Source organism: Sharpea porci, from assembly GCF_009695655.1.
Taxonomy (GTDB): Bacteria; Bacillota_I; Bacilli_A; order Erysipelotrichales; family Coprobacillaceae; genus Sharpea; species Sharpea porci.
The window spans coordinates 15,878-30,236 of sequence record NZ_VUNM01000010.1 but is presented as its reverse complement, the minus strand read 5'-3'; the positions used below and the strand labels follow the sequence as shown (position 1 = coordinate 30,236).

At 34.9% G+C, this 14,359-nt stretch carries 16 protein-coding genes and 1 pseudogene; 16 read left to right on the top strand and 1 reads right to left on the bottom strand.

Features of this window, described 5'->3' with window-relative positions:
- Positions 1-31: 31 nt before the first annotated feature.
- The 15 genes and pseudogenes from FYJ79_RS06080 to FYJ79_RS06010 all read left to right on the top strand — a co-directional run bounded on the left by FYJ79_RS06080 (position 32) and on the right by FYJ79_RS06010 (position 11,257).
- A complete protein-coding gene (locus FYJ79_RS06080) occupies positions 32-487 on the top strand; it encodes a MarR family winged helix-turn-helix transcriptional regulator (RefSeq protein ID WP_154515457.1) in 456 nt (151 codons plus the stop codon).
- A gap of 3 nt (positions 488-490) precedes the next feature.
- Entirely contained in the window at positions 491-1,402 is a 912-nt protein-coding gene (gene trxB, locus FYJ79_RS06075; protein ID WP_154515454.1) for a thioredoxin-disulfide reductase, read from the top strand.
- An 84-nt stretch (positions 1,403-1,486) separates the two neighbouring features.
- On the top strand, positions 1,487-2,335 hold the full coding sequence (gene folD / locus FYJ79_RS06070) for a bifunctional methylenetetrahydrofolate dehydrogenase/methenyltetrahydrofolate cyclohydrolase FolD (protein WP_154515451.1): 849 nt from the start codon (positions 1,487-1,489) through the stop codon (positions 2,333-2,335).
- Positions 2,335-2,529 carry a DUF951 domain-containing protein gene (locus FYJ79_RS06065; RefSeq protein ID WP_033162198.1) on the top strand — a complete coding sequence of 65 codons (195 nt, stop codon included), beginning with the start codon at positions 2,335-2,337 and terminating at the stop codon, positions 2,527-2,529. Before folD ends, FYJ79_RS06065 begins: the two co-directional genes overlap by 1 nt.
- A 59-nt stretch (positions 2,530-2,588) precedes the next feature.
- Positions 2,589-3,689 (top strand): redox-regulated ATPase YchF, encoded by a 1,101-nt coding sequence (gene ychF, locus FYJ79_RS06060; RefSeq protein ID WP_033162197.1) that lies wholly within the window; start codon positions 2,589-2,591, stop codon positions 3,687-3,689.
- A gap of 58 nt (positions 3,690-3,747) precedes the next feature.
- The gene (locus FYJ79_RS06055) at positions 3,748-4,821 is read left to right on the top strand and encodes a CapA family protein (protein ID WP_154515448.1); all 1,074 of its coding nucleotides are present in this window, start codon (positions 3,748-3,750) and stop codon (positions 4,819-4,821) included.
- A gap of 9 nt (positions 4,822-4,830) precedes the next feature.
- The gene (ispD, locus tag FYJ79_RS06050) at positions 4,831-5,463 is read left to right on the top strand and encodes a 2-C-methyl-D-erythritol 4-phosphate cytidylyltransferase (protein WP_154515445.1); all 633 of its coding nucleotides are present in this window, start codon (positions 4,831-4,833) and stop codon (positions 5,461-5,463) included.
- Between the two features lie 80 nt (positions 5,464-5,543).
- The gene (locus FYJ79_RS06045) at positions 5,544-6,962 is read left to right on the top strand and encodes a glycoside hydrolase family 1 protein (protein ID WP_154515442.1); all 1,419 of its coding nucleotides are present in this window, start codon (positions 5,544-5,546) and stop codon (positions 6,960-6,962) included.
- Between the two features lie 285 nt (positions 6,963-7,247).
- Positions 7,248-7,520, top strand: coding sequence for a type II toxin-antitoxin system RelB/DinJ family antitoxin (locus FYJ79_RS06040; RefSeq protein ID WP_154515439.1), 273 nt, complete (start codon positions 7,248-7,250; stop codon positions 7,518-7,520).
- A complete protein-coding gene (locus tag FYJ79_RS06035; protein ID WP_154515436.1) occupies positions 7,521-7,802 on the top strand; it encodes a type II toxin-antitoxin system YafQ family toxin in 282 nt (93 codons plus the stop codon).
- Between the two features lie 250 nt (positions 7,803-8,052).
- Positions 8,053-8,490: pseudogene (tnpA, locus tag FYJ79_RS06030) on the top strand (IS200/IS605 family transposase); the annotation flags it as partial.
- Positions 8,491-8,800: 310 nt separating this feature from the next.
- Positions 8,801-9,094 (top strand): 30S ribosomal protein S6, encoded by a 294-nt coding sequence (gene rpsF, locus FYJ79_RS06025; protein WP_033162194.1) that lies wholly within the window; start codon positions 8,801-8,803, stop codon positions 9,092-9,094.
- Between the two features lie 13 nt (positions 9,095-9,107).
- The gene (locus FYJ79_RS06020) at positions 9,108-9,680 is read left to right on the top strand and encodes a single-stranded DNA-binding protein (RefSeq protein WP_154515433.1); all 573 of its coding nucleotides are present in this window, start codon (positions 9,108-9,110) and stop codon (positions 9,678-9,680) included.
- A gap of 16 nt (positions 9,681-9,696) precedes the next feature.
- On the top strand, positions 9,697-9,927 hold the full coding sequence (gene rpsR / locus FYJ79_RS06015; RefSeq protein WP_033162192.1) for a 30S ribosomal protein S18: 231 nt from the start codon (positions 9,697-9,699) through the stop codon (positions 9,925-9,927).
- 274 nt (positions 9,928-10,201) lie between these two features.
- On the top strand, positions 10,202-11,257 hold the full coding sequence (locus FYJ79_RS06010) for a Fic family protein (protein WP_276617958.1): 1,056 nt from the start codon (positions 10,202-10,204) through the stop codon (positions 11,255-11,257).
- 433 nt (positions 11,258-11,690) lie between these two features.
- Here FYJ79_RS06010 and FYJ79_RS06005 read toward each other — a convergent pair whose 3' ends face one another.
- Positions 11,691-12,263, bottom strand: coding sequence for a TetR/AcrR family transcriptional regulator (locus FYJ79_RS06005; protein WP_154515427.1), 573 nt, complete (start codon positions 12,261-12,263; stop codon positions 11,691-11,693).
- 124 nt (positions 12,264-12,387) lie between these two features.
- On the opposite strand from FYJ79_RS06005, the gene FYJ79_RS06000 reads away from it, so the two are divergent.
- Positions 12,388-14,313, top strand: a complete 1,926-nt coding sequence (locus FYJ79_RS06000) for an oxidoreductase (protein WP_154515424.1) — start codon at positions 12,388-12,390, stop codon at positions 14,311-14,313.
- Positions 14,314-14,359: the final 46 nt, after the last annotated feature.

The window sequence follows — 14,359 nt, the reverse complement described above, 5'->3', positions numbered from 1 at the left end:
AGTTGTACACAACTTAGTGAGGTGACATGATATGAGTTATGATTGTTTAAAGCTAGAGAATCAGCTGTGCTTTCCTCTCTATGCTGCAAGTCATTTAATCACAAAGAAATATAAACCATTATTAGATCAAATAGACCTAACATATACCCAATATATTACGATGATGGTGATGTGGGAGAAGAAGCAGGTGAATGTCAAAGAGCTAGGAGAAGCATTGTTTCTAGATTCAGGTACATTAACACCATTATTAAAGCGTTTAGAAGCTAAAGGGCTGATTAAAAGAAAGAGAAGCAAGAAAGATGAGCGTTCTCTTAATGTCACGATTACTGATGCTGGTTTAGCACTTGAAGAACAGGCAAAGAATATTCCTAATCAGTTAGGGGCATGTGTCAATATTGATAAAGAAGAAGCAGATGAATTATATCGTTTATTATATAAGATATTAGGAAAAGAAGATGTTGAGCCATCTTTTGAAAGTGAGGAATAGAATATGAAGAAGACTGATGTTGTTATTATTGGTGCAGGACCTGCTGGCTTAACAGCTGCCTTATATGCATCAAGAGCAGGAGCACAGGTGACAATTGTGGAATCTGGAGCACCTGGTGGAAAACTGAATCTGACAGCTGAAATTGAAAACTACACAGGTATTAAAAAAATTGCAGGGCCACAGTTAGCCTATGATATGTATGAACATGGTTTAAGCTTTGGTGCTTCTTTCGAAATGGCAGAAGTAACAGGTGTTACTGTTGAAGGCGATAAGAAGATTGTGCATTTAGGTGATGATGCGATTGAAGCTAAGGCAGTTATTATTGCTACAGGTACAAAAGAACGTAAGATGAATATTCCTGGTGAAGAAGAAATGACAGGTAGAGGCGTTTCTTATTGTGCTGTATGTGATGGACCTTTCTATCGTGGTAAGGAAGTAGCTGTTATTGGTGGTGGTAATTCTGCTATTGAAGAAGCCACATATCTTTCTACCATTGTGGATAAGGTGCATGTTGTAATGAGAAGAGATGTCTTTAGAGCTGACAAGATTATTTCAGATAAGGCATTAGCTGCTGACAATATTGTCTTCCATTTTAAGAAGAAACCAGCAGAAGTGCTCTCAGAAGACAATAAGGTTGTAGGCTTAAAGGTAACTGATTCTGATACTAATGAACCATCAGTTATTCCTGTAAGTGGTATTTTCCCATTTGTTGGGGCTGATCCAATTACTGGCTTTGTGAAAGACTTAGGCATCTTAGATGAACGTGGTTATGTTCTTACAGATGATAACATGGAAACAAGTATCAAAGGCATTTATGCAATTGGTGATGTACGCCAGAAACACTTACGTCAGGTTATTACTGCGGCTAGTGATGGTGCTATTGCAGGACAGCATGTTGCTGATAGTTTAATTTAAGGATATCTCCCTTTTGGGGAGATATTTTTTGCTTTTATATTGGTGTTGATTCCTTTATAATGGGGAAAAATAGGGGGTGAGGATATGAAATTAATAAACGGAAAAGAGATCTCTACAAAAACAAAAGATGCCATTAAAGCAGAAATTGAGGCAATCAGAAAGACAGGCAAGAGAGTGCCTAAGCTTGCTGTGATTCTTGTGGGGGACAATCAAGCAAGTCAGGTTTATGTACGTAATAAAGAGAAGGCTTGTGCTTATGTTGGTATGGAAAGCTTACGTATCAATAAGGATGCAACAATGAGTGAAGAGGAATTATTAAAGCTTATTGATGAATTGAATCATGATGATAGCGTTGATGGTATTCTTGTACAGTTACCATTACCTAAGACTATTGATGAAGAAAAGGTCTTAAAAGCGATTGCACCAGAGAAGGATGTGGATGGATTCCATCCAGCTAATATCGCTAAACTTTTCTTAAATGAAGAAGGCTTTATTCCATGTACTCCTTATGGCATGATGGTCATGCTTGATGAGATAGGATATGATTTGGATGGCAAGGAAGTTGTTGTTGTGGGACGTAGTAATATTGTCGGTAAGCCAGTCGCTTTATTAGCACTACACCATAATGCCACCGTGACAATAGCTCATAGTCATACAAAGAATCTTCAAGAAGTAACGTCACGTGCTGATGTGCTTATTGCGGCTATAGGCAAAGCTAAGTTCTTCACTGCTGATTATGTTAAAGAAGGGGCTGTTGTTCTTGATGTTGGCATGAATCGTGATGAGAATGGGAAGTTATGTGGTGATGTAGACTTTGATGACGTGAAAGATAAAGTTGCTGCTATTACACCAGTACCTGGTGGTGTTGGTCCAATGACAATAGCAATGCTTATGAAGAATACATTATTATCATATAAGAGAAGGGTTCAGTAATGGAATACGGATTACATGATATTGTTGTTATGAAAAAACCACATCCATGTCATAAGAGTGATCAATGGGAAATCATTCGTATGGGTGCGGATATTAAAATCAAATGTCAGGGTTGTGGTGCTGTTGTCATGTTTAGCAGAAAGGCATTTGAAAAGAAATTAAAGAAAGTTGTTGTACATCAAAGCGAAGAGTAATCTTTGCTTTTTTGTATGGTTTATTATAGAATGAATGGGAATAAAAGGAGTGAATGAAAATGGCATTAACTGCTGGTATCGTAGGTTTACCTAATGTAGGTAAATCAACATTATTTAACGCAATCACAAATTCACAGGTAGAAGCCGCAAACTATCCCTTTGCTACCATTGATCCCAATGTCGGTGTTGTAGAAGTACCCGATCATCGTCTTGATGATCTCGCAAAACTCTTTAATCCAAAGAAAGTCATTCATACAACATTTGAATTTACAGATATTGCCGGTCTTGTAAAAGGGGCAAGCAGAGGTGAAGGCTTAGGTAATAAGTTCTTAGCGAATATTCGTGAAACAGATGCAATCTGTGAAGTTGTAAGATGTTTTAGAGATAAGGATATTACGCATGTAGATGGTTCAGTAGATCCTGTACGTGATGTAGAAACAATTAATCTCGAACTTGTGATGGCGGATTTAGAAACAGTTGATAAACGTATTGAAAAGCTTGAAAGAAAAGCAAAATCAGGTGAAAAGGATGCTCAGGAAGAAATGGCAGTTCTTACACCAATCAAAGAAACACTCGAAGCAGGAAAGTCTGCTCGTGTACTTGAATTCGATAAAGATGAAATGGTTTATGTCAACCAATATAATTTACTTTCTATTAAACCAATCATCTATGTCGCTAATATGGGTGAAGAAGATATTGAAAATCCAGAAGACAACCCATACTATCTACAGCTTAAGGAATATGCTACTAATGAAGGTGCTGATGTTATTCCAATCTGTGCTAAGATTGAAAGTGAACTAGCAGGTTTAGATGAAGAAGACCGTGCTATCTTCATGGAAGACTTAGGTATTGAAGAAAGTGGCTTGGATAAGCTAATTAGAGAAACATATCATTTATTAAATCTCAAGACTTTCTTTACTGTTGGACCTGATGAATGTCGTGCCTGGACATTTACTGATGGCATGACAGCACCACAAATGGCTGGTAAGATTCATACGGACTTTGAAAGAGGCTTTATTCGTGCTGAAACATATTCCTATGATGATATGATGACATATAAGAGTGAAAATGCTTTAAGAGAAGCTGGTAAAATCAGACAAGAAGGTAAGACATACGTTGGTAAAGACGGCGATGTCATGTTCTTTAAATTTAATGTATAAGATGCCTAGTCATAGGTATCTTTTTTTTGTAAGATGATAAAAGAAGGGAAGGAAAAATATGAAAAAACTTGCATTACTCTTAACAGCTTTCTTACTTGCAGGCTGCACAAGTACACCAGCTACAAAGAAAGTCAATAAACCAGCAGTCAAAAAGGAAACAAAAACTAAAGAAACCAAAGACACAACAATCACAATCAGTGCAACAGGTGATGTCACACTTGGTAAAGGTGCTACTGCATCCTATAGCACAAGTATGATTCCATATTATAAACAGTATGGACCAGCTTACTTCTTTAAAAATGTCAAAGACACTTTTACAAAAGATGATTACACTTTAGTTAACTTCGAAGGCACATTAACGAATAGTAATAGTCTTGTGACAAAGACATTTAACTTTAAAGCTGACAAAGACTATATCAAGATTATTCAAGATGGTGGTGTTGATGCAGTTAGCTTTGCGAATAATCATGCCTATGATTATGGCAAAGAAGGCTATGATGATACAATCAACACATTTAAAGACAACAAGATGCCTTATGCCAGTTATGAGGCAGTTTCATTAGTTGAAGTCAAAGGAAAGAAGATTGGGAATATTGGTGTTGATTTCTCAGGTCTAAATCAAACAAAATTCAATAAAAGTAAGACCTATATTGATGAGGGTATTAAGAAATTAAAGAAGGAAGGGGCTGATCTTATTATTGTCAGCCAGCATGGTGGTATTGAACGCCAATATACCGTTGAACAAATGCAGAAAGATTTAGCCCATTATGCGATAGATCAGGGTGCTAATCTTGTCATTGGGCATCATCCACATGTTGTACAGGGTGTAGAAAAGTATAAGAATGCTTATATTGCTTATTCGCTTGGTAACTTCTGTTTTGGTGGCAATCAGAATCCTGCTGACAAAGATACGATGATTTTCCAGCAGTCCTTTACATTCAAGAATGACAAGCTTGAACACAACGACAATATCAAAATCATTCCAGCATCCATCTCATCCGTTACAAACCGTAATAATTATCAACCAACAATTGCTGAAGGAACAACAAAAAAACGTATTATCAATAAAGTCAACCAGTCTTCATCCGTCTTCAAAATTTCCTTTAATGAAGATGGCACTTTAAAGAAATAAGGTGAAAAGATGAATTATAGTGCAATTATTCTCTGTGCTGGAGCAGGTAAACGTACTGGCCTCTCCTACAACAAAATGTATTATAACATTGATGGTCAAACAGTCTATGAAAAGACCATGCATGTTTTTCTAAATGATTCAAGATGCAAACAAATCATTGTCGTGACAAAGAAAGAAGAACAGGAAGACTTCAAAAAACTTATTGCATCCTCGCGTATTATCTTTGTAGAAGGTGGTGCTGAGCGACAGAATTCAGTCACTAATGGCTTACAAGCTGTTAATCAGGACTATGTCATGATTCATGATGGTGCACGTTGTTTTATCAAGTCGGACTTACTTGATCGCTTATGTAAAAGCTTAGAAGAACATGATGCATGTCTAGCAATGGTGCCTTCAATCGATACTGTTAAGCGTGTTGTTGATGGTAAAGTTGTTGAAACCCTTAAGCGCAGTGAACTCTATAACGCCCAGACACCTCAGGCCTTTAAGACATCACTGATTACAAAGGCATATCACTATGTCAATGAACATCATCTTGCTGTTACGGATGATGCAAGCTGTGTTGAAGCACTGCATGAAGATGTCTATGTGGTATTAGGTGACTATGACAATAAGAAAATTACTACACCTCAAGATTTATAATTGTTCTTTCCAAAAATGAAAATAAATCTAACTATCAGATATTTCATGTAAAATGATAATAGAAGATATGGAGGAAAAATATGTTAGATCAGAATTTAAAAAAATTCCCAGAAAATTTCTTGTGGGGTGCTTCAACATCCGCATATCAGGTAGAAGGTGCAAATCTCTCAGATGGAAAAGGCCCTTCATGCCAGGATGTCAAAGAATTACCAGCTGGGACAGCATCATTGGATATTTGTGCTGATCACTATCATCGTTATGAAGAAGATATTGCATTAATGGCTGAAATGGGCTTTAAAGTCTATCGTTTCTCTATTGCATGGACAAGAATCTTACCTCAGGGTACTGGTGAAGTAAACCAGGCAGGTATTGATCATTATCATAAAGTTATTGATTGTTGTTTAGAACATCATATTGAACCATTAGTTACAATGTTCCATTTTGACATGCCAGCAGCATTGGATGAAAGAGGTTCATGGTCAAATCCAGAATCAGTAGAATGGTTTGAAAATTATGCTCGTGTATTATTTGAAAATTATGGTTCTAAAGTGAAATACTGGTTGACGATTAATGAACAGAATATGTTGACATTAGTAGGTCCATTAATTGGGACATTACATATTCCAGAAGGATGCGAAAATGTCATTAAAGAAACATATCAGCAGAATCACCATATGTTGGTAGCACAGGCAAAGGCCATGGTCTTATTGCACAAGATGTTCCCAGAAGACAAAATCGGTCCTGCTCCTAACATCTCACTTGTCTATCCAGCAAGCTGTAAGCCTGAAGATATTCTAGCAGCACAGGAATATAATGCGATTAGAAACTGGCTTTATTTAGATATGGCAGTCTTTGGTCGTTATAATAACTTGGTATGGCGCTATCTTGAAGAACATGATGCCACACCTACATTTAGAGAAGGTGACGAAGAAGCATTAAAAGCTGCACATCCTGATTTCATTGGCTTTAACTACTATTCAACATCAACAGTACAACATGCTGATGCTGATGAAGACTTAAGCCCAGGTGCAGACCAGCAGACTGCAAGAGGAGAAGCAGGCTACTATAAAGGCTTCAACAATCCTAATCTTACGAAGACAGAATTTGGCTGGGAAATTGACCCACTTGGCTTTAGAGCAAATATGAGAGAAATGTATTCTCGTTATCATTTACCAATGATCGTTACAGAAAATGGTTTAGGTGCCTATGACACCTTAACGGAAGATGGTAAAGTCCATGATAACTATCGTATTGCTTACTTAAGAGCTCATATTGAACAATTAAAGCTAGCAATTACTGATGGTATTGAAATGATGGGCTATTGCCCATGGTCAGCCATTGACTTAGTATCAACACATGAAGGTATTAGAAAGAGATATGGCTTTATCTATGTTGATACAACTGATGAAAAAGTCGGTACATTGAATAGATATAGAAAAGACTCTTTCTATTGGTATAAGAAAGTCATTGCTTCTAATGGTGAAGATTTAGCGGACTAATATTCTTTCAGTGCTTATAAATAGTATAGGGTGTCTTTGCCCTATTAAATAAAATAGAAATTAAACTTAGAAGACGGTAAACCTTATTGGTATCAACCGCCTTTTTTGTGTAAGTAGATTAAGTATGTGCTAGTCCAATATTCATAAACAATTATGGTAGTATCATTGGTGTTTATAACAAGGATATAAGTAAAGAATCCCTAATAACTCTTTGCTATAATATTGCTATTATGATTGACATTGTAAACTGAAAGCATATAATTTGAATGAAAGGAGATGATTTTTATGTCAACTGTTCCAACTCAAATTCGTATTGATGCAGATGTTAAAAAACAAGCGAACGAATTGTTTAGTGAACTTGGTTTAGATATGTCTGGTGCCGTTAATATCTTTCTAAAACAGTGTGTTTTGAGAGGAGGAATTCCTTTCAAAGTGGAAGTTCCACAATATTCAAAAGAACTTCTTGACGCTGCTAGTGAAGCGAGAAGAATTTCCCGCAATCCTGACATTGCGGGGTATACAAGTATGGAAGATCTTAAAAAGGCTCTTGAGGAATAAATGCTTTTAAAAGTCAAATTTACGTCAGCTTATAAAAAAAGCTATAAACGAATGAAGAAGAGAGGGCTAGATTTGAATCTTCTTGATGATGTTGTTGATTGTTTACGTCAGGGTAAAGTTCTTGAAGAAAAGTATCATGACCACGAATTAAAGGGAAATCTAAAAGGTTTTCGTGAATGTCATATTCAACCAGATTGGCTTCTCATATATCTTATTGAATACGATATAATTACATTGACTTTAGTAGATACCGGAAGCCATTCTGATCTTCTCAATAAGTAATATTCGGTATAAAGTCTTTCGGCAATTCATGTTTTTAAAACCTGAATTGCTAATGATTTAGCGATGAGCATAGTTATATGTTTAGCTCGTCGCTTTTATTGTGAAACATAAAACTCCCGGATTGTCTGGGGGTCCACTCGAGCTTTAGCCAAGTGGCAAAGAAAGAGTCCTCACATTATAATTATTCTGCGGCTAACAACTGCAATACAGAATAGGAGGACACTTTCATGTCATATAATGATGATTAGACAGTTTATCACACACTAAGTGGAATTGTAAATATCATGTGGTTTTCGCACCAAAATACAGAAGAAAGGCATTTTATGATGCTCGAAGGTTTGAAATTGGACAAATTTTGAGACAGCTATGTGAATGGAAGGGCATCAACATCATTAAAGAAGAAGTTTGTGTTAATCATGTACATATGCCAATTGAGATTCCGCCAAAATATACCGTCTCTGGAAAAATATAATAGCTGAAGGGAAAAGCCTCAAATAATTTTTTGAAGAAAAGATTCAAGTATCAGAACAGATCCTTCTGGTACAGAGGATATTATGTTGATAAAGTTGGAAAGAATACGAAGAAAATAAAAGAGTACATAAGAAATCAGCTGGTGGAAGACAAAGAAATAGATCGACTGGCAATGGACTTTGAAGATCTGCTTGCTGGATTCAAGGTCGAGAAATGAAAACCAAGAAATAAATGAACTGACAGTTGGTCAACCCGCACAACGTAAAACGCGGTTCACGCGTCACTGGTAGGCAGAAACTGAAAAGCCACCGGCTATTTATTTATGTTCGTAAAGCTAGGAAAGATGCATAAACTTTTGATTGAATGGTTGAAGTTGTCATAATTAATCATCTTCAATTTTCACGTTATTTTGGTCACTTTTTGGATTTGTGATTGCTTTTTATAGTTGGTCGTGTTATGATGTCAAGGCAAGTTGTGACTTGCCCTGTTCCGCTAAGGAACCGTTTAGACCAAAGGAGGTAAAAAGAATGAATAAGTACGAAATTATGATGATCTTCAAACCTGATTTAGAAGAGAATGTGAGAAACAAGACTCTTGAAGATTTAAAAGGTGTCCTCACTTCAAATGGCGGTGTCATTGACAACGTATCTGAAGAAATGGGTATGCGTGAATTAGCTTATGAAATTCAGGATTACAAGAAGGGTTATTATGTAGTAATCGATACTCATACTAACACTGATGATATTGCTGAATTCGAACGTTTATCACGTATCAACGCTAATGTTTTACGTCACTTAACTTTACGTCGTGACGAAAAATAAGAAGGTGCACTAAATGATTAATCGTGTTGTCCTAGTTGGTCGTATGACCAGAGATCCAGAGTTAAGAAGAACAGGTAATGGTACTGCTGTTACAAGTTTTACATTGGCTTTAGATCGTGGATTCACAACTCAAGATGGTCAGTCTGCTGACTTCATTCCATGTGTTGTATGGAATAAAGCTGCAGAAAGCACAGCTCAGTATTGTCATAAGGGCTCACTTGTAGGTGTTGATGGTTCACTTCGTTCAAGAAATTACACAAACAACCAAGGCCAGAAGGTCTATGTTGTGGAAGTGATGTGCAATAGTGTGAAGTTCCTCGAATCACGTCGAGAAGCTGAAGCTAGACCACAGGGAAGCTATAACAACCAGTCTTCTTACAATAACAACAACTCTTACAACAATCAGAATGCATTTGGTAATCAACAGAATAATTATTCAAACCAACAAAATACATTCAATAATCAGTCCAACAATACAAATCGTCAAAGTTTCTATGATACAAATTCAAAACAAGTCGATTTAGATAAAGACTTCAGTGATGATGTTAATGCGTATGATATCATGGATGACGACATTCAATTTTAAATAGGAGGAAAAGACTATGGCATTCAGAAGACAGAGAATGGGCAGAAAGAAAGTCTGCTATTTCACTAAGAATAAAATCGAATACATCGATTACAAAGATGTAGAATTATTAAAGAGATTCGTATCAGCTAATGGTAAGATCATCCCTAGACGTGTAACTGGTACTTCAGCTAAGTATCAGAGACAGTTAGCTAGAGCTATCAAGAGAGCTAGACAGATGGCTTTATTACCATACGTTGGTGAATAATTAAATCTACAGAATTAACCTCAGGAAACTGAGGTTTTTTTGTGCTAGTAAACTGTAAACCAAAACGATATGTTATTCCGAAAAAATGAAAAATATTTTTTTTCGGAATAACAAGGTAATAATAATGTGTACGGGATTAATAATATTAATATCATAGTTGGTCTTTGAATAGTAAGTTTACGATAATTTGAGTAAATTTATATCCAACAAATAGAATTATTGTCCACAACGCGATACAATATGGACGATAAACGAATTTGATGGACGAAAGGACGTGATAGATTTGAGAAGTTTTGATTATTCTAAGTTGGCAAACCTAAAGATTGATATGGAAATTATTAATTATCTTTCTAAAATACATGAATATAAAGGAAGACAGGATCTTTATATTAGACAAAAGCCAGCAGAGTTAGATAAGTTGGTAGAAATAGCCAAGATACAGAGTACTGAATCATCCAATATCATAGAAGGTATTTTTTCAACTAGTACTCGAATTAAAGAATTAGTTAAAGAAAAGACAACGCCTAGAAACAGAAGTGAAAAAGAAATTGTTGGGTACAAAGACGTATTAAATACAATTCACGAAAGTCATGATCTTATCCCGATTGAAGGACGCTATATTCTACAGCTTCATAGAGATTTAATGAAGCCTGCAGGTTTTAGTTATGGAGGAAGTTATAAAAATACACAAAATTACATCAACGAAACCTTACCCGATGGTACACAAGTAACGCGATTTACTCCTGTAGCACCTTATGAAACAGCTAGTGCAATTGATGCTATTTGTGAAAGCTTCAATAGGGAAATCGCACTTGAAAAAATTGATCCACTTATTCTTATTCCTTGTTTCATTATAGATTTTTTATGTATTCATCCTTTTAATGATGGTAACGGTAGAATGAGTAGATTGCTTACTTTATTACTTTTATACAGAAGTGGTTTCGTTGTAGGAAAGTATATTAGCATAGAAAAGCAAATAGAAAAAACAAAAGAAGTATACTATGATGTGTTAGAAAATGCTAATCAAGGTTGGCATGAAGAATTAAATGATCCCACACCATTTATCAAATATATGTTACAGATGATTCTTGCATGTTATGTGGAATTTGAAGAAAGAGTTAACTTGAATTCAGGAATAAGCAGTGCTAAAGATATCGTTAGAGCATATACTGTAAACAAGATAGGTAAGTTTACTGGGGCAGATGTTATTATGAACTGTCCAACAATTGGGCGTTCAGCAATTCTTAAAGCTCTTAAAGAATTAGTTGAAGAAGGCAGTGTTGAACGTTATGGTACAGGAAGAAGTACTTATTATGTTACAAAAAGATAAATTACACGCCACACATAAAGTTTATCCAATTTAATAAACTGTTAGTAAAACGATAAATAAGACTTATGTCTTTTGTTGGTGAATAATACTCAACGATACAAGAACCAAGAAGACCTCGAAGATTTAATCTATCGTGGTCTTTTTTCTTTTAGAGTAAATTAATGTATATACAAAATAGTTAAGTGATTTTATGTTGATTACTATATTGCTGAGCTCTAAAAAGCAGTTTACTAACGAAGGCGAAACGCAAATAGAAAATCATAAAAGGATTAACTATTTTGTTAATCTTTTTATGATTGGTTTTCTTTTATTGCTTGTTTTATATAAAGCAAAAACGAATTAATAGTAGATTTTTGTTTACATACAAGTCCTGTTTCACCCACTGAAATAGAAGAAGATATAGCACTTAACATATTTTATAAAAATGTTAGAGTTATTTTTGGCCTTTCATGATAGCAGTGATTGATTGTTCAAGTCCTGTTTCAACGGTTTGTAAAACAATTTGAATAATCTGATTTCTTTCAAAATTTAAATAGTTTTTATGGTACCATTTAATGGTTGTTAAGATATTATTTGAAATAAGAGATGCATATAGTTTAATTAAATCATCCTGATTAATAGATTTTTTGAAATATGTGCAGAGGTCTAATGTCATGATAGTATGCATATCTTCAAATATATTAATGGGTAGTTTTTTTGATTCTAAAATTAAAAGTCCATCTTTATTATCATCAAAGAATTGAATTAAACAATCAATATTATGTACATTGATCCCATTTTCAAAGTTTGAACTTGCTTTACTAAATAAGGATATATAATCTTTAGAAATCTTTTCAATTAAGTCATATTTATCTGAATAATGACGATAGAATGTTGTTTTATTAATGCGACATTCATCTACCAGCATGGACATAGTAATATCTTTAAATGGATATTTTTTAAGGAGATGAAGCATACTCTTTTTTATATTATCTTTAGTTTTTATAACACGTAAATCTTCTTTCATATATTTTGCAACTTTCTTTCTATTTTTGTTGCTTAAGCAACTTTTTTCTTTTTTCTTGTGATTTTTTTCTTATGAGGATTATATCATAATTTAATCTATATGATATAAGATGGAGGAGAAAAATATGAAAAACAAATATTATCCTAATTTATTTAAAAAAGGAAAAATTGGTAATGTTGTGCTTAAAAACAGAATTGTTCGTAATTCAATGGGAACTTATTTAGGAAATCCTGATGGTTCAGTAAGTTCACGCCAGATTCAAGCATATGTTGACGCGGCTGAAGGTGGTGCTGGCTTAATTTTTATGGATAACGCAACTCCTGTTCCAATGACATCTTGTGGTTTGCGTGCTGATGGTGATGAATTCGTTTCAGGTTTATCACAGTTATCTGATGCATTAAAAATGCATGGTGCTGCAGCTGGTATACAGTTAGCTCATCCAGGTCGTGATGCTGGTTTCGTTGGTAGTGCAGACGTTATCGGTGCATCTCCAATCACTTTTGAACCATGGTATGAAGCAGGTGCTAAATTACCGAGAGAATTATCTGTAGATGAAATTCATGACTTAGTTTCAAAATTTGGTGATGCTGCATTAAGATGTAGACATGCAGGTTTTGATGTTGTAGAAATTCATGGTGCAGCTGGATGTATTCCAACAAACTTCTTATCACCACATGATAATCATAGAACAGATATGTATGGTGGATCATTACATAATCGTATGCGCTTATTAATTGAAATGGTAAGAGATATGAAGAAAAAATGTGGTCCTGATTTCCCAATTGGTGTTAAATTAAGTACAGTTGACTGGGAACCAGAAGGAATTACATTAGATGAAACAATAGAAGTTGCGAAAGCATTAGAAAAAGAAGGAGTATCTTATATCAACGTTATGGCTGGTACTCATGCAACTGCTGCAATGGAATTCTTAAAGCCTAACTGTTTCAATGGTGCTGACTGTAAAAAAATTGCTGATGCAGTTAATATTCCAGTCTTTGTAGGTCATAATGTTTTTACACCTGATGAAGCAGAAGAATTGTTGAAAAATGGTTGCGGTGAATTTGTTGCTTTAGGTCGTTCTCAATTAGCAGATCCACATTGGGCTATTAAAGCTGAGTATGGTCAAGCAAGTGAAATTAAACCATGTATTAACTGTTTAATTGGCTGCTTAGATAGAGGTTTATTAAATCATACAGCTATTCATTGTACAGTTAATCCAGGTTTATATAAATTTGAAAGAGAAACAATTAATACAACTAATCCAAGAAATGTTGTTGTTATTGGAGCAGGACCAGCTGGATGTGAAGCTGCTTTAACAGCTGCAAATAATGGTCATAAAGTAACGATTTATGAAAAACGCGAATTTGGTGGTGCGATGATTGAAGCGGCAAAACCAGAAAACAAAAAGAATATTCGCCGTTTAATTTCATATTATAAAGATCATATTGACGCACATAAGAATATTACAGTTATTAATAAAGAAGCAACATATGAAGAAATCGTTGCAGGTAATTATGATGTATGTATTGCTGCCACTGGTGGTGTTTCTAGAAAAATTAAAGCCATAAATATTGATAGTCAAATGGTAGTAAACGCAATGGATTATTTAGGTGGAGAAAAAGTTGATGGTAATACAGTTGTTGTTATTGGTGGAGGTATCACTGGTGCAGAAACAGCACTGGAATTAAAAGCTGAAGGTAAAAAAGTAATCATTGTAGAAATGACTGATCATTTCTTAGCACAAAAGACGAATGCATGCCAAGCATACTCTATTGCAATCTCACAAACAGATATTGAAATTAAAACAGGTTTAAGATTAATTGAAGTAGGGAATCATACTATTGTCTTAACAGACCGTTATGGTAATGAACAAAATGTAGCTTGTGATAATGTAGTTATTGCAGCAGGTTTCGTTCCAGATAACTCTATCTATACAAAGTTAGAAGAAGAAACAGATATGCAAGTATTTAATGTTGGTGATGCTAAACGTGTTCGTCAAATTTTTGATGCTGTACACGAAGGATACATTGCAGCTAAATTAATTCACTAAAAACATATAAAATGTAGTATAGGAAACACTAGTAATGATATGATAT